The organism is Telmatospirillum siberiense (genome assembly GCF_002845745.1).
Lineage (GTDB): Bacteria > Pseudomonadota > Alphaproteobacteria > Rhodospirillales > Magnetospirillaceae > Telmatospirillum > Telmatospirillum siberiense.
Genome location: NZ_PIUM01000012.1, coordinates 54,571 through 74,724, shown reverse-complemented (window position 1 = coordinate 74,724; position 20,154 = coordinate 54,571). Strand labels below are relative to the sequence as shown.

Below are 20,154 nucleotides of genomic sequence, written 5' to 3'. Positions count from 1 at the left end.
GGGCTTTCCCCTCGGATTACTTGGCGCCCGCGACGTGCCGGACGAACCGCAACAGGTTGCAGGTGTAACCGTATTCGTTGTCGTACCAGGACACGACCTTGACGAAGGTGTTGTCGAGCTGGATGCCGGCGTCGGCATCGAAGATCGACGGGTTGTTGCAGCCACGGAAATCGGTGGAGACCACCTTCTCGTCGGTGTAACCCAGAACACCCTTCAGCGGGCCTTCGGAAGCGGCCTTCATCGCCTTGCAGATGTCTTCGTAGGAGGCTTCCTTGACCAGTTCGACGGTGAGGTCGACCACGGAGACGTCCGAGGTGGGGACGCGGAAGGCCATGCCGGTGAGCTTCTTGTTCAACTCGGGGATCACCTTGCCGACGGCCTTGGCGGCGCCGGTCGAGGAGGGGATGATGTTTTCCAGGATGCCGCGGCCGCCGCGCCAATCCTTGGAGGACGGGCCGTCGACGGTCTTCTGGGTGGCGGTGGCGGCGTGCACGGTGCTCATCAGGCCGCGCTTGATGCCCCAGTTGTCATTCAGGACCTTGGCCACCGGAGCCAGGCAGTTGGTGGTGCAGGACGCGGCCGAGACGATCTGCTCGCCGGCATATTTGGTGTGGTTCACGCCATAGACGAACATCGGGGTGTCGTCCTTGGAGGGCGCCGACTGGACGACCTTCTTGGCACCGGCCGCCACATGCTTCTGGCAGGATTCGGTGGTCAGGAACAGACCAGTCGATTCGATCACGACGTCGGCGTTGACCTCGCCCCACTTCAACTCGGCCGGATCCTTGACGGCGGTCAGACGGATCTTCTTGCCATTGACCACGAGGAAATTGCCATCCACGGAGACGTCGCCGTGGAAACGGCCGTGCACGGAATCGTACTTCAGCATGTAGGCGAGATATTCGGGATCAAGCAGATCGTTGATGGCGACGATCTCGATGTCGGAAAATTCCTTCGCGGCAGCGCGGAACACCATACGGCCGATGCGACCGAAACCATTGATGGCGACGCGTACAGTCATGATACTCCTCCAAACGGATGCAGAAGGCACGCCACGAGCAACGATCGGCGGGCCTTGGGGGGGCGAGCGGCGGCGTCACGGAAGCGGACGCGCCGGGAAAAGACCGGCGAAAGGTTTGGCACAGTCCTGCCTAAGAATCCAGTGAGAAACGCCCGCAAAAGCGGCCTCCCCGCACTTGCCCCCATGCGCCGCATGGCATACCCTTCTAATTGGGGAAATTTGGCATGCCGCGCAAGGGCGCGAAATTCGGCACGTCACCGCGCCGTCCTGCGCCCACGCCCCCCCCTTGCCGACGAAATTATGCGGGCGACGAGGCTCCGGCCGGATCGGCCATGAAAGGCAGGACGACGGAATGTTTCAAACGGCGGAACTGGGACAGACTGTCTCCAAGGAGGATTTCGAGCGCGTCTCCGACGAGTTGCGCACAGAACTGCTGGCCTTGCAGCAGGATCTGCGCACGGCGGATTTCCCGGTCATCGTCGTCTTCGCCGGCGTGGATGGGGCGGGCAAGGGCGAATCGGTCAATCTGATCAACGAATGGATGGATCCGCGCTGGATCGTCACCCAGGCCTATGACGAGCCCTCCGACGAGGAGCGCGAACGTCCGCCCTTCTGGCGGTTCTGGCGCGATCTGCCGCCCGTCGGCCAGATCGGTCTGTTCCAGAGCTGCTGGTATTCGCGGCCAATCCTCGAGCATGTGCACGGCCAGACCGGAACGGCGCAATTCGACGAACAGATGAAACGCATCCTGGCTTTTGAGAAGATGCTGGCCGAGGACGGCACCCTGATCCTCAAATTCTGGATGCATCTGGGCAAGGAGGCGCAGAAGCGCAGGTTGAAAAGCCTGGAGAAGGATCCTCTGCAAAGCTGGCGGGTCAAGAAATCCGACTGGCGGAACTGGAAGCTTTACGACCAATTCATCGCCACGGCCGAACGCGCCTTGCAGCATACGGGCACCGGCAAGACCCGCTGGATCATCGTCGAGGGCGAAGATCCGCGCTTCCGCAGCCTGTCCGTGCTGACCAGCCTCAGGGACGCGATCCGCAAGCATCTGGCCGACCGCTGCCAGCGGGCCATGGCCGTGGCGGCGCAGCGCGCCGCCCAGAACGCCAAGCGCTCGGCGGAACTTGTCGAGGTGCATGATCACCGCGACGCCATCGAGATGGCCGCCGCCGCCGAGGCGCGTCACAAAGGCCGGCGCCGCAAGGAGCCCACCGCCACACTGACCGCCGAAGGCTCCATCCGGCCGCGCACGGTGCTCGACGTCCTCGATATGACGCAAATCCTCACCAAGGCCGATTACGATCTCGCCTTGAAGCAGGCCCGCGCGGACTTGGCCCAGCTTTGCCGACAGGCGAAGGAGCGCAGGATATCGACCCTGCTGGTCTTCGAAGGAGTCGACGCCGCCGGCAAGGGCGGTTCGATCCGGCGCCTGACCGCCGGTCTCGACGCCCGAGATTACCGGGTCATTCCGATCGCCGCCCCCACCGATGAGGAACGCGCCCACCATTATCTGTGGCGGTTCTGGCGCCATCTGCCGCGCGCCGGCCGGGTGACGGTTTTCGACAGAAGCTGGTATGGCCGCGTTCTGGTCGAGCGCGTCGAAGGCTTCGCCCTGGTCGACGAATGGATGCGCGCCTACGCGGAAATCAACGAATTCGAGGAGCAGTTGGCCCAGCACGGCACCGTCTTGGTGAAATTCTGGATCCACATCACCAAGGACGAGCAATACCGCCGTTTCAAGGAACGCGAGACGATCGCCTACAAGAAATGGAAACTGACCGACGAGGATTGGCGCAACCGGGCCAACTGGGAAGCCTATGAACTGGCCGTCAACGAAATGGTCGAACGCACCGGCACGCGACAGGCGCCCTGGGTCCTGGTCGAGGGAAACGACAAGAACCACGCCCGCATCAAGATTCTGCGCACGGTGTGCGAGCGCCTGCGCGAGCGTCTGGCCCTGACGACGGCGTAAGGGCCGACGTCACCGGAAACTGCATTTCTCCGTCGCCACGTCGAGCCAGCCCTTGGCGCTGGCCGGGGCGACGATGAAATGATATTCGGCCCCCTGGACGGCGATCGCGTAATCGATCGGCGGAATTCCCGTGACGTCGGTTTCCCGCCCCCCTTCCGCCGAGACATGCAGCTTGAGGGAGGGAACAGACCCTCCGGCCGGCTGGCGGGGATCCCGCGCGTCCGTCTCCTCGGCCGACAGCGTCACCTTTTCGTCGAAACGCAATTGGGTAACGCCGGGTGAGGATTTGGCGTGTAGGGCGCGCACCTGCAGGCGACGGTTGGGCAAGGCCTGGCATGAGCGGGGCATTTCGGCGGATTTGATGACCAGCGCCAAACGGCGGGCCGTCACCCCCGTCGCCATCTTGTCGCGCAAAAGAGCCGTCAAATCGCGCATGTCGTCCGACGGACGAATCTGATCGTAAGCCGCTTTGAGCTCGGCCACCCGCTTGTTGGCTTCGCCCAACGCCGCCCGATCGGCGTCGGCGCCGATCTGCTGGGTCTTGAGCTGTTCCTCGGCATTGCGCAACCCCTCGGTCAGGGCCGCCGTCTCGCCGCTCGCCACACGGAAGCCGACCTCATAGGCGTAATAAGTCATTACGCCCACCACACCGGCGGCGACCAGAAGCTTGCCGAAAATCAGGAAAAACCGTCGCCGCTGCTCGGCGCCGCGACGGCTCTTACGACGATTCATCGGTCCTATTCGCCAACCAGCTTATACAAGCGGGGATCTTTAAGAGCGGAGACGGAGATCATCTTGACGGCGGTCGAGTCGCCGACGCGCAGCAGCCGCGCATGAACGATCCCTTCACCATCCTTGGTCAGATCGACGACCTCCCAGACGGATGAGGATTCCGTTTGCTGATATTTTTGTCCCGGTTGGACTTCGCGCCGAGCCATTTTTTCCTAAACCCTGTTCAAAGCCTCGCGTGATCGGCCTGCCGCCCGACAGGCCACCGGCCGCCCCCTTGGGAACGGCCCCTCTTTCGGTTCCCCCCTTTTGGAAAACCGAAACGGCTCTTAAAAACCGCCCCTCTCCGGCTATCCAATAACTGCGGTTGGGCTGTTTACGGCATTCCTGCGGGAAAGGGAAGCCCCAGCCGCGCCGCGCCTCGGCATATGCGAACCAGGGAAGACCGCTTGGAAGCGAAAATCAGGTCTTCCCCGGTACCGCCTCTTTGCCAAAAAAATGAAACTAAAATGATGATCGTTCAATTTGGACGATATGTCACCTTCGATCCGTCTTCCACCGGGAAGCTGACTTCGATCAGGACGCCTTGAGGATCGAAGCGCAATGTCCGCACCAGGCTGCCCGTGATCTCGCATACGCTGGGCATCGGGGAGGGAGGAGGAAAGGGAGACTCGCAACGGGTTTGGGTCTGGAACAGTTCACCATCCTCGATATCGAAAATCGGCCGGGCCCCATCGAGCATCCGACGATGCCACAGGCTGGAGGGGACGGCATCCGCCCTGGTCGTCTCGGACTTGCCGTCGACCAGGATGGACAACGTCTGACCGATCGGTTCGGCGCGCAGGCGATGGATGGTCCCGTCGTCGTTGGTCTCGGAGACCAGCCCGACCAGCAACCCATCACGCCAGGTTTCGACCGCGCTATGGCTGAAATCGTAGATGCGCACCGGCCCTATCGACACTTTGGCCGACACGTTTGTCCGGACTTCGAGAACCCGGTCGGACCGGGTCAGGAAGTCCGAATGGTAATGGCCGATCACATCGCCCTGACGGACGATATTGAAATCAATCCGGCCGGAACCCGGCGGCCCCAGATCCTCCGCCGCCCCCGGAACGCTCCAGGCGAACGCCGCCAATCCGGCAATCATCGCCGACACTTTCAACACTTTTCCCACCGGTCCCATCCCCTGCGCCTTTAATTCCCGCCCCGCCTCAGTCGGCCAAAAAACACCGATGCGGCAACAACAACTTGTGAATGAAGCTACAATATTTGTAGATCGAATTTGATTTCGCCACCGCGAAATTGCCCGGCGGCCTCACTTTCCCCTCTGGCATGACGATTGCTAGAGACACCTCAATAATTAAAGGGGTCTCTTGGGGGCAATCAATGAACTGGCGCGTGCTCAGCGATTTCGACGGCACGATCGCATTGGAAGACGTTACCGACAGCATTCTCGAACGCTTCGCTTCCGATGACTGGCAGGATATCGAAACGGACTGGAAGAACGGCCTGATCGGCTCGCGCGAATGCATGGCGCGGCAGATCGCCCTCATCCGGGCCAGCAGGAAGGATCTGGACGATCACCTGGATCAGATCGCCATCGATCCCGCCTTTCCGGCTTTCGCGGCCTTCTGCCGAACCATGGACGTGCCGCTGACGGTGGTCAGCGACGGCCTGGATTATGCCATCCGCCGCATCCTGGGACGATATGGCCTTGATGATCTGCCGATCCTCGCCAATCGACTGGAAGTGGCCGGACCCGCCCGCTACCGGCTGAGCTTCCCTCATGCCAATGGCGCCTGCGCCAAGGCGAGCGGCACCTGCAAATGCAAGATCGCCGAGGAACTGACGGCCGGTCGGGCGCTCAGTCTGCTGATCGGTGACGGCACGTCGGACATGTGCGCGGCCGGCAGCGTCGACTTGGTCTTCGCCAAGGACAAGCTGCTCGGCCATTGCCGGGACCAAGGCCTGCCCTTCGTCGCCTTTGACGATTTCAATCATGCCCATGGCCTGCTCGCCACCTTGTTGGACGAGCCCGCCAGACTGGGAGTCACGGCCGTTTTCGGCTGATCTCGGAGTACAACATAAATGAGCGACACCGATTTGCTGCGCGACGAGGCGCAGTACTGTTCTTTTGGCGATACGGTCCATTACATCGATCCTCCGAAGATCTTCAGCCGCTGCGAGGGCTCCTATCTCTATGACGACGCGGGCAAGGCCTATCTCGATCTGCAGATGTGGTATTCGGCGGTCAATTTCGGCTACGCCAACAAGCGCCTGAACGACGCCCTCCATCGCCAGATCGACACCCTTCCCCAATTGGCCTGCCAATATCTGCACAAGGAAAAGATCGAACTGGCCACCGCCATCGCCAAGCGGGTGGAGAAGACCTGGGGCACCAAGGGCCGCGTCCATTTCAACGTCGGCGGCGCCCAGGCCATCGAAGATTCCTTGAAGATCGTGCGCAACGCCTCGGGCGGCAAGAGCCTGATGTTCGCATTCGAGGGCGGCTACCACGGACGCACCCTGGGCGCATCGGCCATCACCTCGTCCTATCGCTATCGCAGGCGTTACGGCCACTTCGGCGACCGCGCCCAGTTCGTGCCCTTCCCCTATTGCTATCGCTGCCCCTACGGAAAGAAGCGCGAGGACTGCGGCCTTCACTGCGTCGACCAGTTCGCCCGCCTGTTCGACACCGAATATTATGGCGTCTGGGATCCCAAGGACGGCAGCTCCGAATATGCCGCTTTCTATGTCGAGGCCATCCAGGGGACCGGCGGTTACGTCATTCCGCCGCCCGGCTATTTCGAAAAGCTGAAGCAGGTTCTGGAGGCCCGCAAGATCCTGCTGGTCGACGACGAGATCCAGATGGGCTTCTATCGCGCCGGCAAGTTCTGGGCGCTGGAAAATTTCAACGTCAAGCCGGACATCATCGTCTTCGGCAAGGCGGTGACCAACGGTCTCAACCCCATCGCCGGCCTGTGGGCCCGCGAAGAGCTGATCAACCCGCAGATCTTCCCGCCGGGCTCGACCCACTCGACCTTCTCGTCCAATCCGCTCGGCACGGCCGTGGCGCTCGAAGCCGTCAAGATGATGGAAGAGGACGACTATGAGACGATGACCCGCGAGAAGGGCGCCTATTTCCTGGAAGGGATCAAGGATCTGAAGAAGCGTCACAAGATCGTCGGCGACGTCGACGGACTCGGCATGGCGCTTAGGATCGAGATCACCGCCGAGGATCGTTTCACCCCGGACAAGGCGATGACCGACAAGATCGTCGACATCGCCATGGCCGGCGATCTCGACGCCAACGGCAAGAAGGTGGGCCTGGTTCTCGATATCGGCGGCTATTGGAAGAACGTCATCACCCTGGCCCCGTCGCTGACCATCAGCTACGAGGAGATGGACCTGGCGTTCAATCTGCTGGATCAATTATTCACCCGCGCCACCCGCGGGTGAAAGAGGCGCTTGTCATGAAAAGCGGGCAAAAAAGCCTGTTCGATAGGCACACGGCGTGGCAGCGATTCAAGCTTCGCTATTTCGGAGCCAAACCCTGGTCGGGACCTGGACAGGTCGGTCCCGACCAGGCGCCACCCGCCTTGCCCAACGCCACCTTCTTCCATGCGGGAGGAAAGGCGGCCGTTCTCCTGATCCATGGCCTGACCGGCACGCCGACGGAAATGCGTTTCCTCGGCAAGACGCTGGCCGAGGCGGGGTTCACGGTGTACGGCTGCCAACTGGCGGGGCATTGCGGCACCGAAGAGGATCTTGTGCGGACCCACTGGCCGGACTGGTACGCCAGTGTCGAACAGGCCTATGCCGAGGTCCGCAAAAAACACGATATCGTCTTCGTCGCCGGCCTCTCGATGGGATCCCTGCTGTCCATGCATCTGGCGGCCAACCATCCGGGCGAAATCAAGGGGTTGGGCTTACTGTCCACCACCTTGCGCTACGACGGCTGGGCCATTCCCCGGCTATCCTTCCTGCTGCCGCTGTTCCTGCATACGCCGCTCGGCCTGCGCTATCGTTTCGTCGAAAACTATCCCTACGGCATCAAGGACGACCGCCTGCGCCAGCGGGTGGTCGCCAACATGACGTCGGGCAATTCGGCGGAAGCCGGCAATCTCGGCATGACCGGGCATTCCCTGCGGCAGTTGCTGTCGCTGGTCGAACTGGTCAAACGAGAAATGCCCGCCATCGATACCCCGGCCATGATCATCCATGCCAGCAATGACGACGTCTGCAGTATCTGGAACGCCCGCTACATCGAAAGTCATCTTGGGGGCACTCGCGAATTACTGCTGCTTGACGACAGCTATCATATGGTTACCGTCGACAAGCAGAGAAAAGAGGTCGGACGGGCCTTGGCGTCCTTCTTTGCGGCCAGGACCGACCCGCAGGCGCTGGTCCGGGACCATGTGACGGCGAGTTGATAAAAGGGGCCGGACCTTGGGCCCCGAACCCCGGCGGGATGGGCGGCAAGAGCTTCCGATGACGAAAGAATCCGGCAGACTGCGGCGATGGCTGGCCTCCATTCAGGGCAAGCTGATCATCGCCTCCCTGCTGATCAGCCTGGTGCCCACGTCCATCGCCGCCGATCTGTCGGTGCGCCTGATCACCCACGTGGTCAACAACGACGTCCAATCGTTTCTGCACGAAACGTCGGCGCTGTTTCTGAACAGCTTCAAGCAGTCGCAGTCCGAAGCGGCGGGACTGGCCCGCTTTCTCTACGAACAGAAGCGCGGTCAACCCGACCCGGTGGTCAAGGCCGACGGGGCATTTCTGCATCTGGCCCAGACCTTGGGATACAGCGTGGTGGTGGTTTCCGACCGGGACCATCGCATCCTATATTCCAACTACCCGATCCAGCATATCGAGCCCCTGTCGCCTGAAGTCCGCAACACCCTTTACGCGTTGCAACTGCCGGATTCCAATCAGATCATGACGGGTGGCTCCTTCGTTTACGAGGCCGGCGGCGGCAGTTACGAGATTTTGGTCGGGACCTGGCTCGATGAGAATTTCATCGAAAACCTGCAGCTGATCAGTACGCTGGACCTGCGTTTTTACTATCGGCGCCCGTCGGGCTTTCAGATGATCTATTCGTCGCGCACCGATGCCGCCAGCGGCACCCCCCTGCCGGCGGAAGTAACGTCCGAGCTCGAGGAAGGGGCGGAAAGCGTCTACGATCCGCAGGCCGAGGACGGAGGCTACAGGGCTCTCTATCTGCCGGTGCGCAACGGCCGGGGGGAGATGATCGGCGTCATGTCCGCCGGACTGAAGTCCACGGAGCTGCCCAGCATCTGGGATCTGCCGATCAATATCCTGATCACGGTCTTCGCCGCCGGGCTGGGCCTCACCGCCATCGCCGGCCTGTTCGTCTCCCGACGGCTGTCGCGGCCCTTGCGGGCCCTGGCGGCAGGCGTCAAATCGATCACCGCCGGAGACTTCGACCATCGGGTCGACGCCAGCGGCGAGGACGAGGTCGCCGAACTGGCCCAGGTCTTCAATCATATGGCCGAGCGACTGGGGTATCTGCAAAGCCTAGAGGTGGATTTGCGCCGGCGCGACCGGCTGAGCGCGCTGGGCAAGGTCGCCGTCGGCATCGCCCATGAGGTGCGCAACCCCCTGGGTACCATCAAAACCTCGGCCGAACTGGTCCGCAAGGCGGGGCACCTGTCGGCCTCCGACACCAAGCTGATCGGCTATGTCATCGAGGAGGTGCGCCGCATCGACGGCCTGATCGAGGAATTCCTGTCCTTCGCGCGTCCCCGCGAACCATTGCGCCACCGCATGTCCTGCGCTTCGGTGGTGGAGCGGGTCGCCACCTTCTGCGAACCCGAGCTGTCGCGTCACGACATCGCGCTCGGCGTCGTCGACGAAAGCGGCGACACCATGATCGACGCCGACGAGAATCATCTGTTCCAGGCCTTCCTCAATCTCGTCCTGAACGCCATCGACGCCATGGACAAGGGAGGGCGGCTGACCATTCTCCTGGAACGGCGCGACGACTGTCTGGCCACGTCCTTCACCGATACCGGACCGGGCATCGGAAAGGACATCATCGACAAGATCTTCGACCCCTTCTTCACCACCAAGCCCAGGGGAAGCGGACTGGGCCTGGCCAAGGTCTTCGCCGTGATGGAAAGTCATGGCGGGCGGGTCGAATGCCAAAGCAGCCCTGGCGCGGGCGCCACCTTCACGCTTATCCTGCCGATCAGCAAACCGGATTGACGCCTTTGCCCACCGATAACGATGGCATGAGAGAAATATCGCACACGGTTCTTCTCGTCGACGACGAGGCCCGTCTGGCCGACGTCCTGACCGTGGCGATCGAACGGCTTGGTTACCGCGTGCTGTCCGCCGACAGCGGCGAGGCCGCCTTGCGGCTCCTCGAAAGCGAGCCGGTGGATCTTCTGCTCACCGATCTGCGCATGCCGGGTTTGAGCGGCCGCGATCTCTTGCGCGAAAGCAAGAAACGCCGCCCCGGACTGCCGGTGGTGGTGATGACCGCCTACAGTTCGGTCAAGGATGCGGTCGAGGTCATCAAGGAGGGGGCCTTCGACTATATCGGCAAACCCTTCGAAATCGACGACCTCGAAACGGTTCTGAAGAACGCCCTGCTCCTGTCGAATGCCCTGGCCGACAACGAGCGGCTGCGCAAGGAACTGGTCGGCCGTTACCGCTTCGACAATCTGGTGGGCGCCAGCCCCGCCTTCCGCAAGGTGATCGAGAGCATCACCGAAGTATGCGAGAGCCGGGCCAATGTGCTGATTTCCGGGGAAAGCGGCACCGGCAAGGAGATGGTGGCGCGCGCCATCCACTATAACAGCCCGCGACGGGACCACCCCTTCGTCGCCATCAATTGCGCGGCCATTCCCGAAACCCTTCTGGAAAGCGAACTGTTCGGCCACGTCAAGGGCGCCTTCACGGGAGCCGTCGTCAACCGTCCGGGACGTTTCGAGCAGGCGGATCGCGGCACCCTTTTCCTCGACGAGATCGGCGACATGCCGACCTCCATCCAGGCCAAAATTCTCCGGGTCCTGCAGGAACGCGCCTTCGAGCCGGTGGGCAGCGTGCGGACGCGCGCCGTGGATGTGCGAATCGTCGCGGCCAGCAACAAGGACCTGCGACAGGAGGTTCAACTCGGAAACTTCCGGGAGGATCTGTTCTACCGCCTCAACGTCTTTCCGATCACGCTGCCCCCCTTGCGCGAGCGGGTCGAGGACATCCCCTCCCTGGCCCATTTCTTCCTGGAGGGTTTCAACAGCGACATGGGCAAGCGGATCGAGGGGTTTTCTCCCGCCGCGCTGGCGGCGATGAGCGGATATGGCTGGCCGGGAAACATCCGCGAACTGCAAAACTGCATCGAACGGGCGGTGATCGTCTGCAAGAGCGAGCAGATCGGCGAGGGGGACCTGCCGCGCTATCTGTCGGCGCCGCGCCCGGTCGCCAACGGAACTCCCGCCTTTCCGATCGATCTCGACGGCGAATTGGCCCGCATCGAACAGGAATTGATCATCGCCGCCGTGAACAGGGCCGAAGGCATCCAGGTCAATGCGGCGGCCCTTCTGGGTATCAACGAGCGCAGCCTGTGGCACCGCATCAAGAAATTCGGCATCCAGATCACCAAGCGAGCCGGCGGCGAGCCCCCCCTCCGCTGAGGGGGGACTCCCCTCAGCAGCAGCGGCCCACCCTCAGCGAGTACCGGTTTTCCTGGCGCTCCCGGAAGAACTCCTCATAGCTCATGATCGGTTCCCCCGGATGCGTGATCTTGCGATGCTCGACGTAAACATCGTAGTCGGGCACGCCGATCATCAGTTGACCGGTCTGCTTCAGGCGGCAGCAGAAAAGTTTGATCTGCTCACGCATGCCCCACTTTTCCTCCAATTTCGACGGCGGTCACCTTGGACGTGGACAGCGCCTTGCGGATGGCCAGCACGCCGTAGAACAGCATCGCCAGCACCAGGAAGACGAATGCCGCGGCCAGAGTGGCATCCACATAGTCGTTGACGACGATCTGCGACATCTGGTCCATGGTCTTGGCGGGAGCGAGGATCTGCCCCTTGTTCATGGCATCGGCGAATTTCTGGCCATGCGCCCAGAAACCAATGGCCGGGATCGGGCTGAAGACCTTCTGCAAACCGGCTGTCAGGGTGCAGATCAGCAGCCAGGCGGCGGGAAGCATCGGGACCCAGGCGTATCTCTCGCGCTTCATCTTGAACAGCACGACCGTGCACATGATCAGGGCGATACCCGCCAGCATCTGGTTCGAGATGCCGAACAGCGGCCACAGGGTGTTGATACCGCCCAGCGGATCGACCACGCCGACATAGAGGAAATACCCCCATGCGCCAACGGCGAGAGCCGAGCCGATCAGGTTGTTGGCCCAGCTTTTCGTCGCCTTGAAGCTGGGAACCACCGCCCCGATCATATCCTGAATCATGAACCGGGCGACGCGCGTTCCGGCATCGACGGTGGTCAGGATGAACAGCGCCTCGAACAGGATGGCAAAGTGATACCAGAAGCCCATCAAGGCCTGGCCGCCGATCAGATTCGAGAAGATATGGGCCATGCCGACGGCCAATGTCGGAGCGCCGCCGGCGCGCGACAAAATGCTCTTTTCGCCGACGTCGTGGGCCACCTGGATCAGCGTCTCGGGGGTCACGGCGAACCCCCAGCTCGAAATCACCTCGGCCGCGTGCGCCGGATCGACGCCGATCAGGGCGGCCGGGCTGTTCATGGCGAAATAGACACCCGGATCGAGAACGGTGGCGGCGATCAGCGCCATGATGGCGACGAAGCTTTCCATCAGCATGCCGCCATAACCGATGAAGGCCCCCTGGCTCTCGTTTTCCAGCATCTTCGGCGTCGTCCCCGAAGAGATCAGGGAATGGAAGCCCGACACCGCGCCGCAGGCGATGGTGATGAAAAGGAAGGGGAAGAGATTGCCCGAGAAGACCGGCCCCGTGCCATCGACGAACTTGGTGACCGCCGGCATTCTGAGATCGGGCATCACCAGCACGATGCCGATGGCCAGCGCGCAAATCGTGCCGATCTTCAGGAAGGTGGTCAGATAGTCGCGCGGAGCCAGCAGCAGCCAGACGGGCAGGACGGAGGCGATGAAGCCGTAGACCATGATCATGATCGCCAGGGATTCGCCCTTGTAGGTGAACAGCGGCGCCAGGGTGGCGCTTTCGGACACCGTCCGCCCATAGATCAGCGCCGCGACCAGCAGCACGAGACCGATCAGCGACATCTCTCCGACGCGGCCCGGACGGATGAAACGGCAGTAGATCCCCATGATGACGGCCGTCGGGATGGTGGCGAAGACGGTAAAGGTTCCCCACGGACTGCCGGCCAGCGCCTTGACCACCACGAGGGCCAGAATGGCCACGATGATGATCATGATCAGCAGAACGCCGACCAGGGCGATGCCACCGGCCACGGCGCCCATTTCGGTGCGGATGATGTCGCCCAGGGACCGGCCGTCGCGACGGGTCGAGATCATCAGGACCAGGAAGTCCTGGACGGCGCCGGCGAAGACGACGCCCGCGATGATCCACATCGTTCCGGGAAGATAGCCCATCTGCGCGGCAAGCACGGGGCCGACCAGCGGCCCGGCGCCGGCGATGGCCGCGAAATGATGACCGAACAGGACATATTTGTTGGTGGGAACATAATCCAGACCGTCATTGTAACGCACCGCCGGCGTCTGCCGGGTCGGATCCGACTGAATCACTTTCTCGGCAATGAACAATCCATAGACGCGGTAGGCGACCAGATAGGTGCTCACCGCCGCGATCACCAACCAAAGGGCATTGATGGTTTCCCCACGGCTGAGAGCGACCACGCCAAGAGCGATGGCCCCCACAACCGACAGAGCGACCCACCCCACTTTCGGGAACAAGCTCGTCATTTGAACGTCTCCGCATTGATGCGAACCAGTCGCACTTTCTTTTTGCCGCAGATGGTGCTGGGCACCGACCGAATGCAAGGCCCCCCCTTGCGGTATTCAGTCCTGACGACGGTTATCGAGGATAATGTGCACCAACTCATGGTTTTGAACCAGAGGAAACCGGCGCTACCTTCGCTCGGGCCGGTCCCGCCCGCCGCGACGGGCGGCGGAAGAAGTGCAATCCTGTTCTGGCGCTCGGGCGCCGGCTCCTGTAGGAAAGTCAGAATTTCGACGTTGGAGATCGGCCATGCCGCCCAAGAAGAATCCTTTGAAGTTGAATTCCCTGCAGCTCAAGACCCTGACCCTTTTACAGGAACTCGCCCGTCACCCCGAACTGGCCACGCCGGTTCCCGACAGCGACGAGCTGCTGCTGTCGCAGATTCCCCATCCCCATGGCGATCATTTCCATATCGGCGCCCGCGTCGTCGCCGCCAGTGACGCGACGGGGCTGCACAATCAGGCCGTCTGGGTCGCCCTGGAGCGCAAGGGGATGATCAAGGGATCTTTTCCTTACGCGCTCCGCCTGACGCGCGACGGCCAGACCTATGAGACCGGCCTGGCCGAGCAGATCCTGCACGGCGGCGACCACTGACGGCCATCCCAGCCGAGGCCCCGCCGCCCCCTACCCGCGTATCAAGGCAAAAAACCATGTCGACCAGGAAAGTCCCCGCTCCCCCCTCCCATGAGGTCGTCCACGCGCTCAGCGTCAACCGGATGGCCCGCCTTCTCGAAAAAGCCGGTTTCGTCGTCCAGGTCCTGCGTTCCGAGGACGGCAAGCCGGCCATCCGCTTCATGAAGCTGGGCGTGGATGCGATGACGCTGTTTTTCGCCCCCACCGGCGAGGATCATTACCGGATCGCCGTGCTGAACGCCGTTCTGACCGGCAGGATGCCGGCCGATCGCGTCAATGCCCTGAATTCCCGGGGAGTCCTGCCGAAGGTCTACCTCACCGACAAAGACACCGTCGTCGAACTCTGCATCCCGGTGGAAGCCGGCCTGACCGGCGAGGCGGTCGGCTATTACGTCCAATCCTTCGAAACGTTGCTGCAAAACATTTAATTCATGACGGTCATGCCCCCTTTGATGGGCGCCTTAATCCGTTGCCTCTGGGTCCCCAATGGCATGAAAGGAACCTCCGGATATTTTGAACCACCAAGGCACCAAGACACCAAGGTGGCGGAGTGTGCTACAGGCTTTTTCCCGTCCCGTCATCGGCTGTCGGCCGAATGCCTGCGGCGCGGATTGGCCGCCGCCGACCGATCCGAAAGGCGCCTTGGTGCCTTGGTGCCTTGGTGGTTCATCAAAAGCCGGAGCGCACCGGAACGATCAAGAGGACGAAGAGAATCTGGCCGATTGCCAAAAGTCCACATGCCCTAGTACTTATTGACAAATAACCGCGTCATTGCGAGCGCGAGCGAAGCAATGACGATCAAGCAAACGACGCATTAATAGAGGATGCCATTGATGTCCGGGGGCGTGGAGAAGCCGTCCTACAGTCGTTTTTTCGTCTTTCTGCTCGCCGGCGCGGTGGTTTTCCGGATCGGCGCGGCATTCTGGACGGTGGGACACACGGACCTCACCGTCTGGGGCGACCGGGATCTGTGGCGCGCCCTGACCGCCGCCTCGGCGTGGCCGGTGACGGGACCCGAGATCAACGGCGGCCTGCGTCCCCCCGGTGGCGCCTTCTATCTGCTGCTGGGCGGGATCCTCGCCATCGCGCCAAACGCGCTTGCCGCTCATGTCGGCCTGCTGGCGTTGTTCGCCGCCTCGGTCCTGCTGGTGGGTTTCGCCGTGGCCCGGGAGATATCGCCGAGAGCCGGCATCATCGCCGCCGCTGCCCTGGCCGGAGCCCCCATGCTCGACCTGGTGCTGAAAATCTGGAACCCCGGCTATCTGCTTTTCTTTGCCACGGCCGCGACGATTTTCGGGCTCCGCTATCTCAGAAACGGCAGCGCCCTCGCCCTGGGCCTCGCCTCGGCGGCAATCGCCCTCGGCCTGCAGATCCACCTCCAGATCTTTCAGCTTGCCATCGCCTTGACCGTCGCCGCCCTGCTCCGTCGTCCCGGATGGGGAAAACGCCATACCCTGGCTCTCCTCCTGGGATGGGCAGTACCCTATCTGCCGGCGCTGCTGGCCGGCGGTCGTCATCTTCTCGCCTCCGCCGCTCCAATGCCGGGGGAGGCCGTCGACAATTACATGCTGTGGGAATTCCATCCGCTGGAAAAGGCGCAACTCGTCTACGGCATGCTTGGGGGAACCCCGCAAATCACCGACGCCGTGGTCAGCGGGCGGTTTTTGGGTCCCGCAATCCTGCCGATGCTGGGCGATCTGCTGGCGATGCTGCTGGTCATGGCCTTCGCGGTCCGGACGTTTCGCCGGCGCCCCGCCGGGACCCCGCCGGCGGACAGAATCGAGCCGCGCACTCTCTTCGGCCCCCTCACCCTCATCCTGGCCGTTTATCTCGCGGTCGCCCTGGGATCCACCGTCAACGCGCGGCACATGGTGGCCGTGTGGCCGGCGGTCGCGATCATGACCGGCATCGCCGCCGATGCCGGTCTGCGCCGTCTGGAAACCCGGCTTCCCCCGAAACCGGCCTTCGCCGCCGGCGCGGTTCTTTTCATCGCCTTGGCGGCACGGCCCGTCTCGCTGGGCGAGGCGACGCTGCGGGACGCCCCCTTCGGCCTGAACTCGCTGGCCGCGCAGACGGAAATCGCCGCCACGGCGAAGACCTCCTTCTATGCCGGCCACGAGGCGTTCGACGCCCACGCCGCGTTGTTCTGGCGGCCGGCCGGCCGGAGCTGGCAGATGGTTCAGGAAGGCATTTCGGGCCAGATGGACTTCGTCTATCGGACGACACGGGCGCAAACCCTCGCCAATGACCGGACGGAATGTCTGGCCATCGTACCGAAACAATATCTCGCCGACGGCGTTCCGGTGGATTTGCTCAAGGCTCCGGCCTTCTCCGGATTGGCCCCCGCCCTGTCGCCCATGGCCGCGGAAAGCGCCCATTTCGCTTATTTCCCCTACACGACGGCCGACGGAAACTGCCTGAAGAGTTTTCCCAACGCCTATATTCCCACCCGCTTCGAAGAGACTTATCTGGCCCCGGGGACCGCCCCGGCCGCCACCAGCACCGCCGAAGCCGCGCAATTCGCCGCCAGCCTGCCGGGACAACGCTTTCCCATCGGATTGGAACTGCGTCGCGAGGAGGGCCGCTATCTCACGGTTCTGCACGGACGCCTGCTGCGCGGCTACACCGGCTTGCATTTCGCCACCATCGTCAACCCGGTGCTGTGTCTGGTCGGCGACGGGGGAGCCGTCCGGGTCGTTCCCGTCGCGCGACTGACCGTGGGTTCGCCGCAGCATGGCAGCCTCGCCCCCTGGCGATCGGCGCCTTTTACCCTGCCCGACGGCGACTATCGCCTGTGGTTGACCGGCCGCGACGGCAAGAGCCCGCAATTCCTGCAGATCCCGCTGGGGCATATTTCCCTGCCCGGCATGGCGGCGGCGGTCCCCGGACCCGACATGGCCGCCCCGCCCGCCGGCTGTCCCGCGCCGCCCGCCGCCGAAAGGACCGGTGGATGACGGACCCGGCCCCGCCACCGCCCCGTCCCGGAGAGAACAGCGTCAGGCGCTATTTCGACGCTCGTGCCGACGTCTACCGCCAGGCCGCCGGCCGAGGCCTCTGGGCCTGGGAACGCCGCCGCGAGGCGTCCGCCGTTTTCGCCCTGTGCGGCGAGGTGGCCGGGCTTTCGGCCCTCGACCTGGGATGCGGCGCCGGTTTTTACGCCGAACGTCTCGCCCGGTTGGGAGCCCGGCCGGTGGTCGCCGTCGATGCCTCCGAACGCATGCTGAAACAAATCACCGATCCCCGTATCGTCCCCCGACAGGGCGATGCCGCCACGGTGGAACTCGGCCTGCGGTTCGAGCGGATCATTCTGGCCGGCGTGCTGGAATTCGTGGCCCACCCCCAGGCCGTCCTTTGCAACGCCCGCCGGCATCTCGCCGAGGACGGCCGCATCGTCGCCCTGTTGCCGCCGGACAACGCCGCCGGGCGTCTCTATCAGGCTTTCCACCGCAGCCACGGGCTCGACATCACCCTGTTCGATCGGCGGCGCATCGATACCCTGATCTCCGACGCGGGATTGCGATCGCGCAACGACCGCTTCGTCCGCCCCATGGCGGTCGTCTGCGCCCTGGAGGCCCGATGAGCCGGCGCATTCTGTTCCTGGTCAACGGATTGGGACTGGGCAATTCGACCCGTTGCCAGGCGGTGATCGAGCGTCTGACGGACGCCGGCGCCGAAGTCGAGGTGGTGAGCTCGGACAATGGCCTGTGGTTCTTCGAAAACGATCCCGCCGTGGCGCGGATCACGCCCATCGGCTCGCTTCGCTACGGATCGTCCGGGGGACGGATCAGCATCGCGCGGACTCTGGCGCAGATCGGGCGGATGCGGGCCACCCTGCGGGAAACCGGGACGACGCTGTCCGAGGTGCTCGCCAGGTTCAGGCCGCAAGCCGTGGTGACCGATTCGGTCTATGCCCTGGGTCCGGTCCGCCGGGCCGGAGTTCCGCTGGCGGCCCTCAACAACGCCGACATGGTGGTGCGGGGAATGGCGCGCTTCCGGGACTGGCCTCCCGGAGTGCTGCCGCAGTTCCTGTGCATCGAATTGGCTGACTATCTGCATCATCGGTTTGGCGTGGATCTGGTCATCAGCCCCCGGCTCGATCCCGCCGACGCCGCGGAAGGCGACCGGCTGCGGGCGGTCGGCCCCATCGTTCGCCGCCAATGCCGGGCCGAACGGCGGGACGGCCCCCCCTCGCGGGTGGCGATCATGCTTTCGGGATCGGTGTTCGGCAGCCCCGTCTCCCTGAGCCGGCGGCACGAGGGGCTGGCAATCGACATCATCGGCCGGCCGGCGCCGGACGGCGCCGGCCTGGGAAACAAGCCGGAGCGGGATGCCGGGGTCACCTATCACGGCAAGCTGCGCGATTCTTTGTCCCTGATCCGCCAGGCCGACCTCCTGGTGGTCAACGGCGGCTTCAGCGCGGTGAGCGAGGCCCTGGTGCTGGGCAAACCGATGGTGGTGGTGCCGGTGCCGCGCCATGCCGAGCAATGGATCAACGGCCGGACCATCGGCCATCTGGGCGTCGGCACGATCGGCTCGGAGGACCGCCTGGAAGAGGCGATGGAGACGGCACTGGGGCGCATCGAGGATTTCCGGGCCGCCTATCGCGCCCTGCCGCCGGTCCGCGACGGCGCGGCGGAAGCGGCGGCGCTCATCCTCGAGCTGGCCGCGAGGCGGCGATGACGGTGCTCGGCAAGTTTCTGCGCTACAGTTGGGTCGCCCTGATGTCGGCGGGAAGCGACTGGCTGGTGTTCTCGGCCCTGGTCTCGCTGGTGGGGCTCGCCCATCTGCCGGCCCTGATGACGGCCCGGGTGATCGGCGGCCTGGTCTCGTTCCTGGTCAACCGCCATTGGACCTGGAGCACGAAACGCCGGACGGCGGTCACCCGGGAGGGCCGGCGATTCCTCGTCCTTTATGCCGGTTCCTACGCCCTGGCGGTCGGCCTGTTCAGCCTGCTGGTCGATGGACTGGGGATTGGCCCCTATCCCGGCAAGCTCGCCACCGATATCTGCTGCTTCCTGATGAATTTCCTGGTGATGAACGCCTATGTGTTCCATCGCCGCCAGGGCTTCAGCCGATTCCTTCAGCGCAAGCGGGACCGGCTGACCTCCGAGATCTCCCGATGACCGCGCGCGCGCCCATCGACCCCAGAAGTTTCTGGAATGCGAAAATCCTCGGCTGGGAGGACAGCCGCTATGCCGACGCCGCCCCCAGTCTGGTGGAACGCATCGCCGGCGGCATTTCGACATCGCTGCGGTTCCGACTGGAAACCGCCGTCACGCTGCTCGGCCCCCATCTGGCCGGCCGCCGGGTCGTCGAACTCGGCTGCGGATCGGGCCTGTTGGCGGCGCGCCTGATGGCGGCGGGCGCCGCCAGCTACCAGGGATTCGATATTTCGGACGCGGCGATCGACCGGGCCAGGGCCCGCCTGTCCGGCCAGCCCCAGATCGGGCGGATGGCTTTCGACGTGGCCGACGTCAGCAAAATCGGCCCGCAGGGAGACGCCCTGGTCTTCTCGCTCGGCCTGTTCGACTGGCTGTCGCCGGACGACATCGTCCACGTCTTCAAGCTCGGCCGGCAGGGCAGCTATTTCCACGCCGTGGCCGAACGGCGGCCCCGATCCGTCGAGCAGATGATCCACCGAACCTATGTTCAGCTTTCCTACGGCCGGCGGACCGGCTACGCGCCCCGCTACCATTCCATGGCGGAAATCAACGAACTGTTGGCAAAGGCGGCCCTGCCGCCGGCGAACGTCTATCGCCACCGGCGCATGCGATTTGGCATCTTCGTCAGCGATCTGGCCATTCCCCAATAAAAAAAGGCCGGAGCATGTTTAAGCATCCGGC

19 protein-coding genes are annotated in these 20,154 nt (G+C 63.5%); 13 read left to right on the top strand and 6 right to left on the bottom strand.

Annotated features, from left to right (window positions below; genetic code table 11):
- Positions 1-16 precede the first annotated feature (16 nt).
- Positions 17-1,021 (bottom strand): type I glyceraldehyde-3-phosphate dehydrogenase, encoded by a 1,005-nt coding sequence (gene gap / locus CWS72_RS12060; RefSeq protein ID WP_101250861.1) that lies wholly within the window; start codon positions 1,019-1,021, stop codon positions 17-19.
- A gap of 352 nt (positions 1,022-1,373) precedes the next feature.
- Here gap and CWS72_RS12055 point away from each other — a divergent pair, with 352 nt between their 5' ends.
- Positions 1,374-2,996, top strand: coding sequence for a polyphosphate kinase (locus CWS72_RS12055; RefSeq protein WP_101250860.1), 1,623 nt, complete (start codon positions 1,374-1,376; stop codon positions 2,994-2,996).
- A gap of 9 nt (positions 2,997-3,005) precedes the next feature.
- Here CWS72_RS12055 and CWS72_RS12050 read toward each other — a convergent pair whose 3' ends face one another.
- The 3 genes from CWS72_RS12050 to CWS72_RS12040 form a co-directional block, all read right to left on the bottom strand.
- A complete protein-coding gene (locus CWS72_RS12050; protein ID WP_101250859.1) occupies positions 3,006-3,728 on the bottom strand; it encodes a hypothetical protein in 723 nt (240 codons plus the stop codon).
- Positions 3,729-3,733: 5 nt separating this feature from the next.
- Positions 3,734-3,934 (bottom strand): hypothetical protein, encoded by a 201-nt coding sequence (locus CWS72_RS12045; RefSeq protein ID WP_101250858.1) that lies wholly within the window; start codon positions 3,932-3,934, stop codon positions 3,734-3,736.
- Positions 3,935-4,245: 311 nt separating this feature from the next.
- Complete coding sequence (locus CWS72_RS12040; protein ID WP_146002726.1) at positions 4,246-4,899, bottom strand: DUF6134 family protein; 654 nt, start codon at positions 4,897-4,899, stop codon at positions 4,246-4,248.
- Positions 4,900-5,111: 212 nt separating this feature from the next.
- Here CWS72_RS12040 and CWS72_RS12035 point away from each other — a divergent pair, with 212 nt between their 5' ends.
- From CWS72_RS12035 to CWS72_RS12015, 5 genes are read left to right on the top strand one after another with little or no spacing between them, the layout of a single operon-like run.
- Positions 5,112-5,795: an MtnX-like HAD-IB family phosphatase gene (locus CWS72_RS12035; RefSeq protein ID WP_158240622.1), complete on the top strand. Its 684-nt coding sequence runs from the start codon at positions 5,112-5,114 to the stop codon at positions 5,793-5,795.
- Positions 5,796-5,813: 18 nt separating this feature from the next.
- A complete protein-coding gene (locus CWS72_RS12030; RefSeq protein ID WP_101250855.1) occupies positions 5,814-7,184 on the top strand; it encodes an aspartate aminotransferase family protein in 1,371 nt (456 codons plus the stop codon).
- A 14-nt stretch (positions 7,185-7,198) separates the two neighbouring features.
- On the top strand, positions 7,199-8,158 hold the full coding sequence (locus tag CWS72_RS12025) for an alpha/beta hydrolase (RefSeq protein WP_101250924.1): 960 nt from the start codon (positions 7,199-7,201) through the stop codon (positions 8,156-8,158).
- 58 nt (positions 8,159-8,216) lie between these two features.
- A complete protein-coding gene (locus CWS72_RS12020) occupies positions 8,217-9,956 on the top strand; it encodes a sensor histidine kinase (RefSeq protein ID WP_101250854.1) in 1,740 nt (579 codons plus the stop codon).
- 26 nt (positions 9,957-9,982) lie between these two features.
- Positions 9,983-11,386 (top strand): sigma-54-dependent transcriptional regulator, encoded by a 1,404-nt coding sequence (locus tag CWS72_RS12015; protein ID WP_241911700.1) that lies wholly within the window; start codon positions 9,983-9,985, stop codon positions 11,384-11,386.
- A 13-nt stretch (positions 11,387-11,399) separates the two neighbouring features.
- Here the strand turns inward: CWS72_RS12015 and CWS72_RS12010 are convergent, their stop codons facing one another.
- Positions 11,400-11,594, bottom strand: coding sequence for a YbdD/YjiX family protein (locus tag CWS72_RS12010; RefSeq protein ID WP_101250853.1), 195 nt, complete (start codon positions 11,592-11,594; stop codon positions 11,400-11,402).
- Positions 11,587-13,641, bottom strand: a complete 2,055-nt coding sequence (locus tag CWS72_RS12005) for a carbon starvation CstA family protein (RefSeq protein WP_101250852.1) — start codon at positions 13,639-13,641, stop codon at positions 11,587-11,589. Before CWS72_RS12005 ends, CWS72_RS12010 begins: the two co-directional genes overlap by 8 nt.
- 286 nt (positions 13,642-13,927) lie before the next feature.
- Between CWS72_RS12005 and CWS72_RS12000 the strand changes: the two genes are divergently transcribed.
- From CWS72_RS12000 to CWS72_RS11970, 7 genes are all read left to right on the top strand, one after another.
- On the top strand, positions 13,928-14,272 hold the full coding sequence (locus CWS72_RS12000) for a hypothetical protein (RefSeq protein ID WP_101250851.1): 345 nt from the start codon (positions 13,928-13,930) through the stop codon (positions 14,270-14,272).
- Positions 14,273-14,328: 56 nt separating this feature from the next.
- Positions 14,329-14,739, top strand: coding sequence for a YbjN domain-containing protein (locus CWS72_RS11995; RefSeq protein ID WP_101250850.1), 411 nt, complete (start codon positions 14,329-14,331; stop codon positions 14,737-14,739).
- A gap of 405 nt (positions 14,740-15,144) precedes the next feature.
- Positions 15,145-17,265 (top strand): hypothetical protein, encoded by a 2,121-nt coding sequence (locus CWS72_RS27790; protein WP_101250849.1) that lies wholly within the window; start codon positions 15,145-15,147, stop codon positions 17,263-17,265.
- On the top strand, positions 17,262-17,891 hold the full coding sequence (locus tag CWS72_RS27785; RefSeq protein ID WP_101250848.1) for a class I SAM-dependent methyltransferase: 630 nt from the start codon (positions 17,262-17,264) through the stop codon (positions 17,889-17,891). Before CWS72_RS27790 ends, CWS72_RS27785 begins: the two co-directional genes overlap by 4 nt.
- Positions 17,888-18,991, top strand: a complete 1,104-nt coding sequence (locus CWS72_RS11980) for a glycosyltransferase family protein (RefSeq protein WP_101250847.1) — start codon at positions 17,888-17,890, stop codon at positions 18,989-18,991. Before CWS72_RS27785 ends, CWS72_RS11980 begins: the two co-directional genes overlap by 4 nt.
- Positions 18,988-19,434: a GtrA family protein gene (locus CWS72_RS11975; protein WP_158240621.1), complete on the top strand. Its 447-nt coding sequence runs from the start codon at positions 18,988-18,990 to the stop codon at positions 19,432-19,434. The genes CWS72_RS11980 and CWS72_RS11975 overlap by 4 nt, the downstream gene beginning before the upstream one ends.
- A complete protein-coding gene (locus CWS72_RS11970) occupies positions 19,431-20,123 on the top strand; it encodes a class I SAM-dependent methyltransferase (protein ID WP_101250845.1) in 693 nt (230 codons plus the stop codon). Before CWS72_RS11975 ends, CWS72_RS11970 begins: the two co-directional genes overlap by 4 nt.
- The last annotated feature ends 31 nt before the right edge of the window (positions 20,124-20,154 follow it).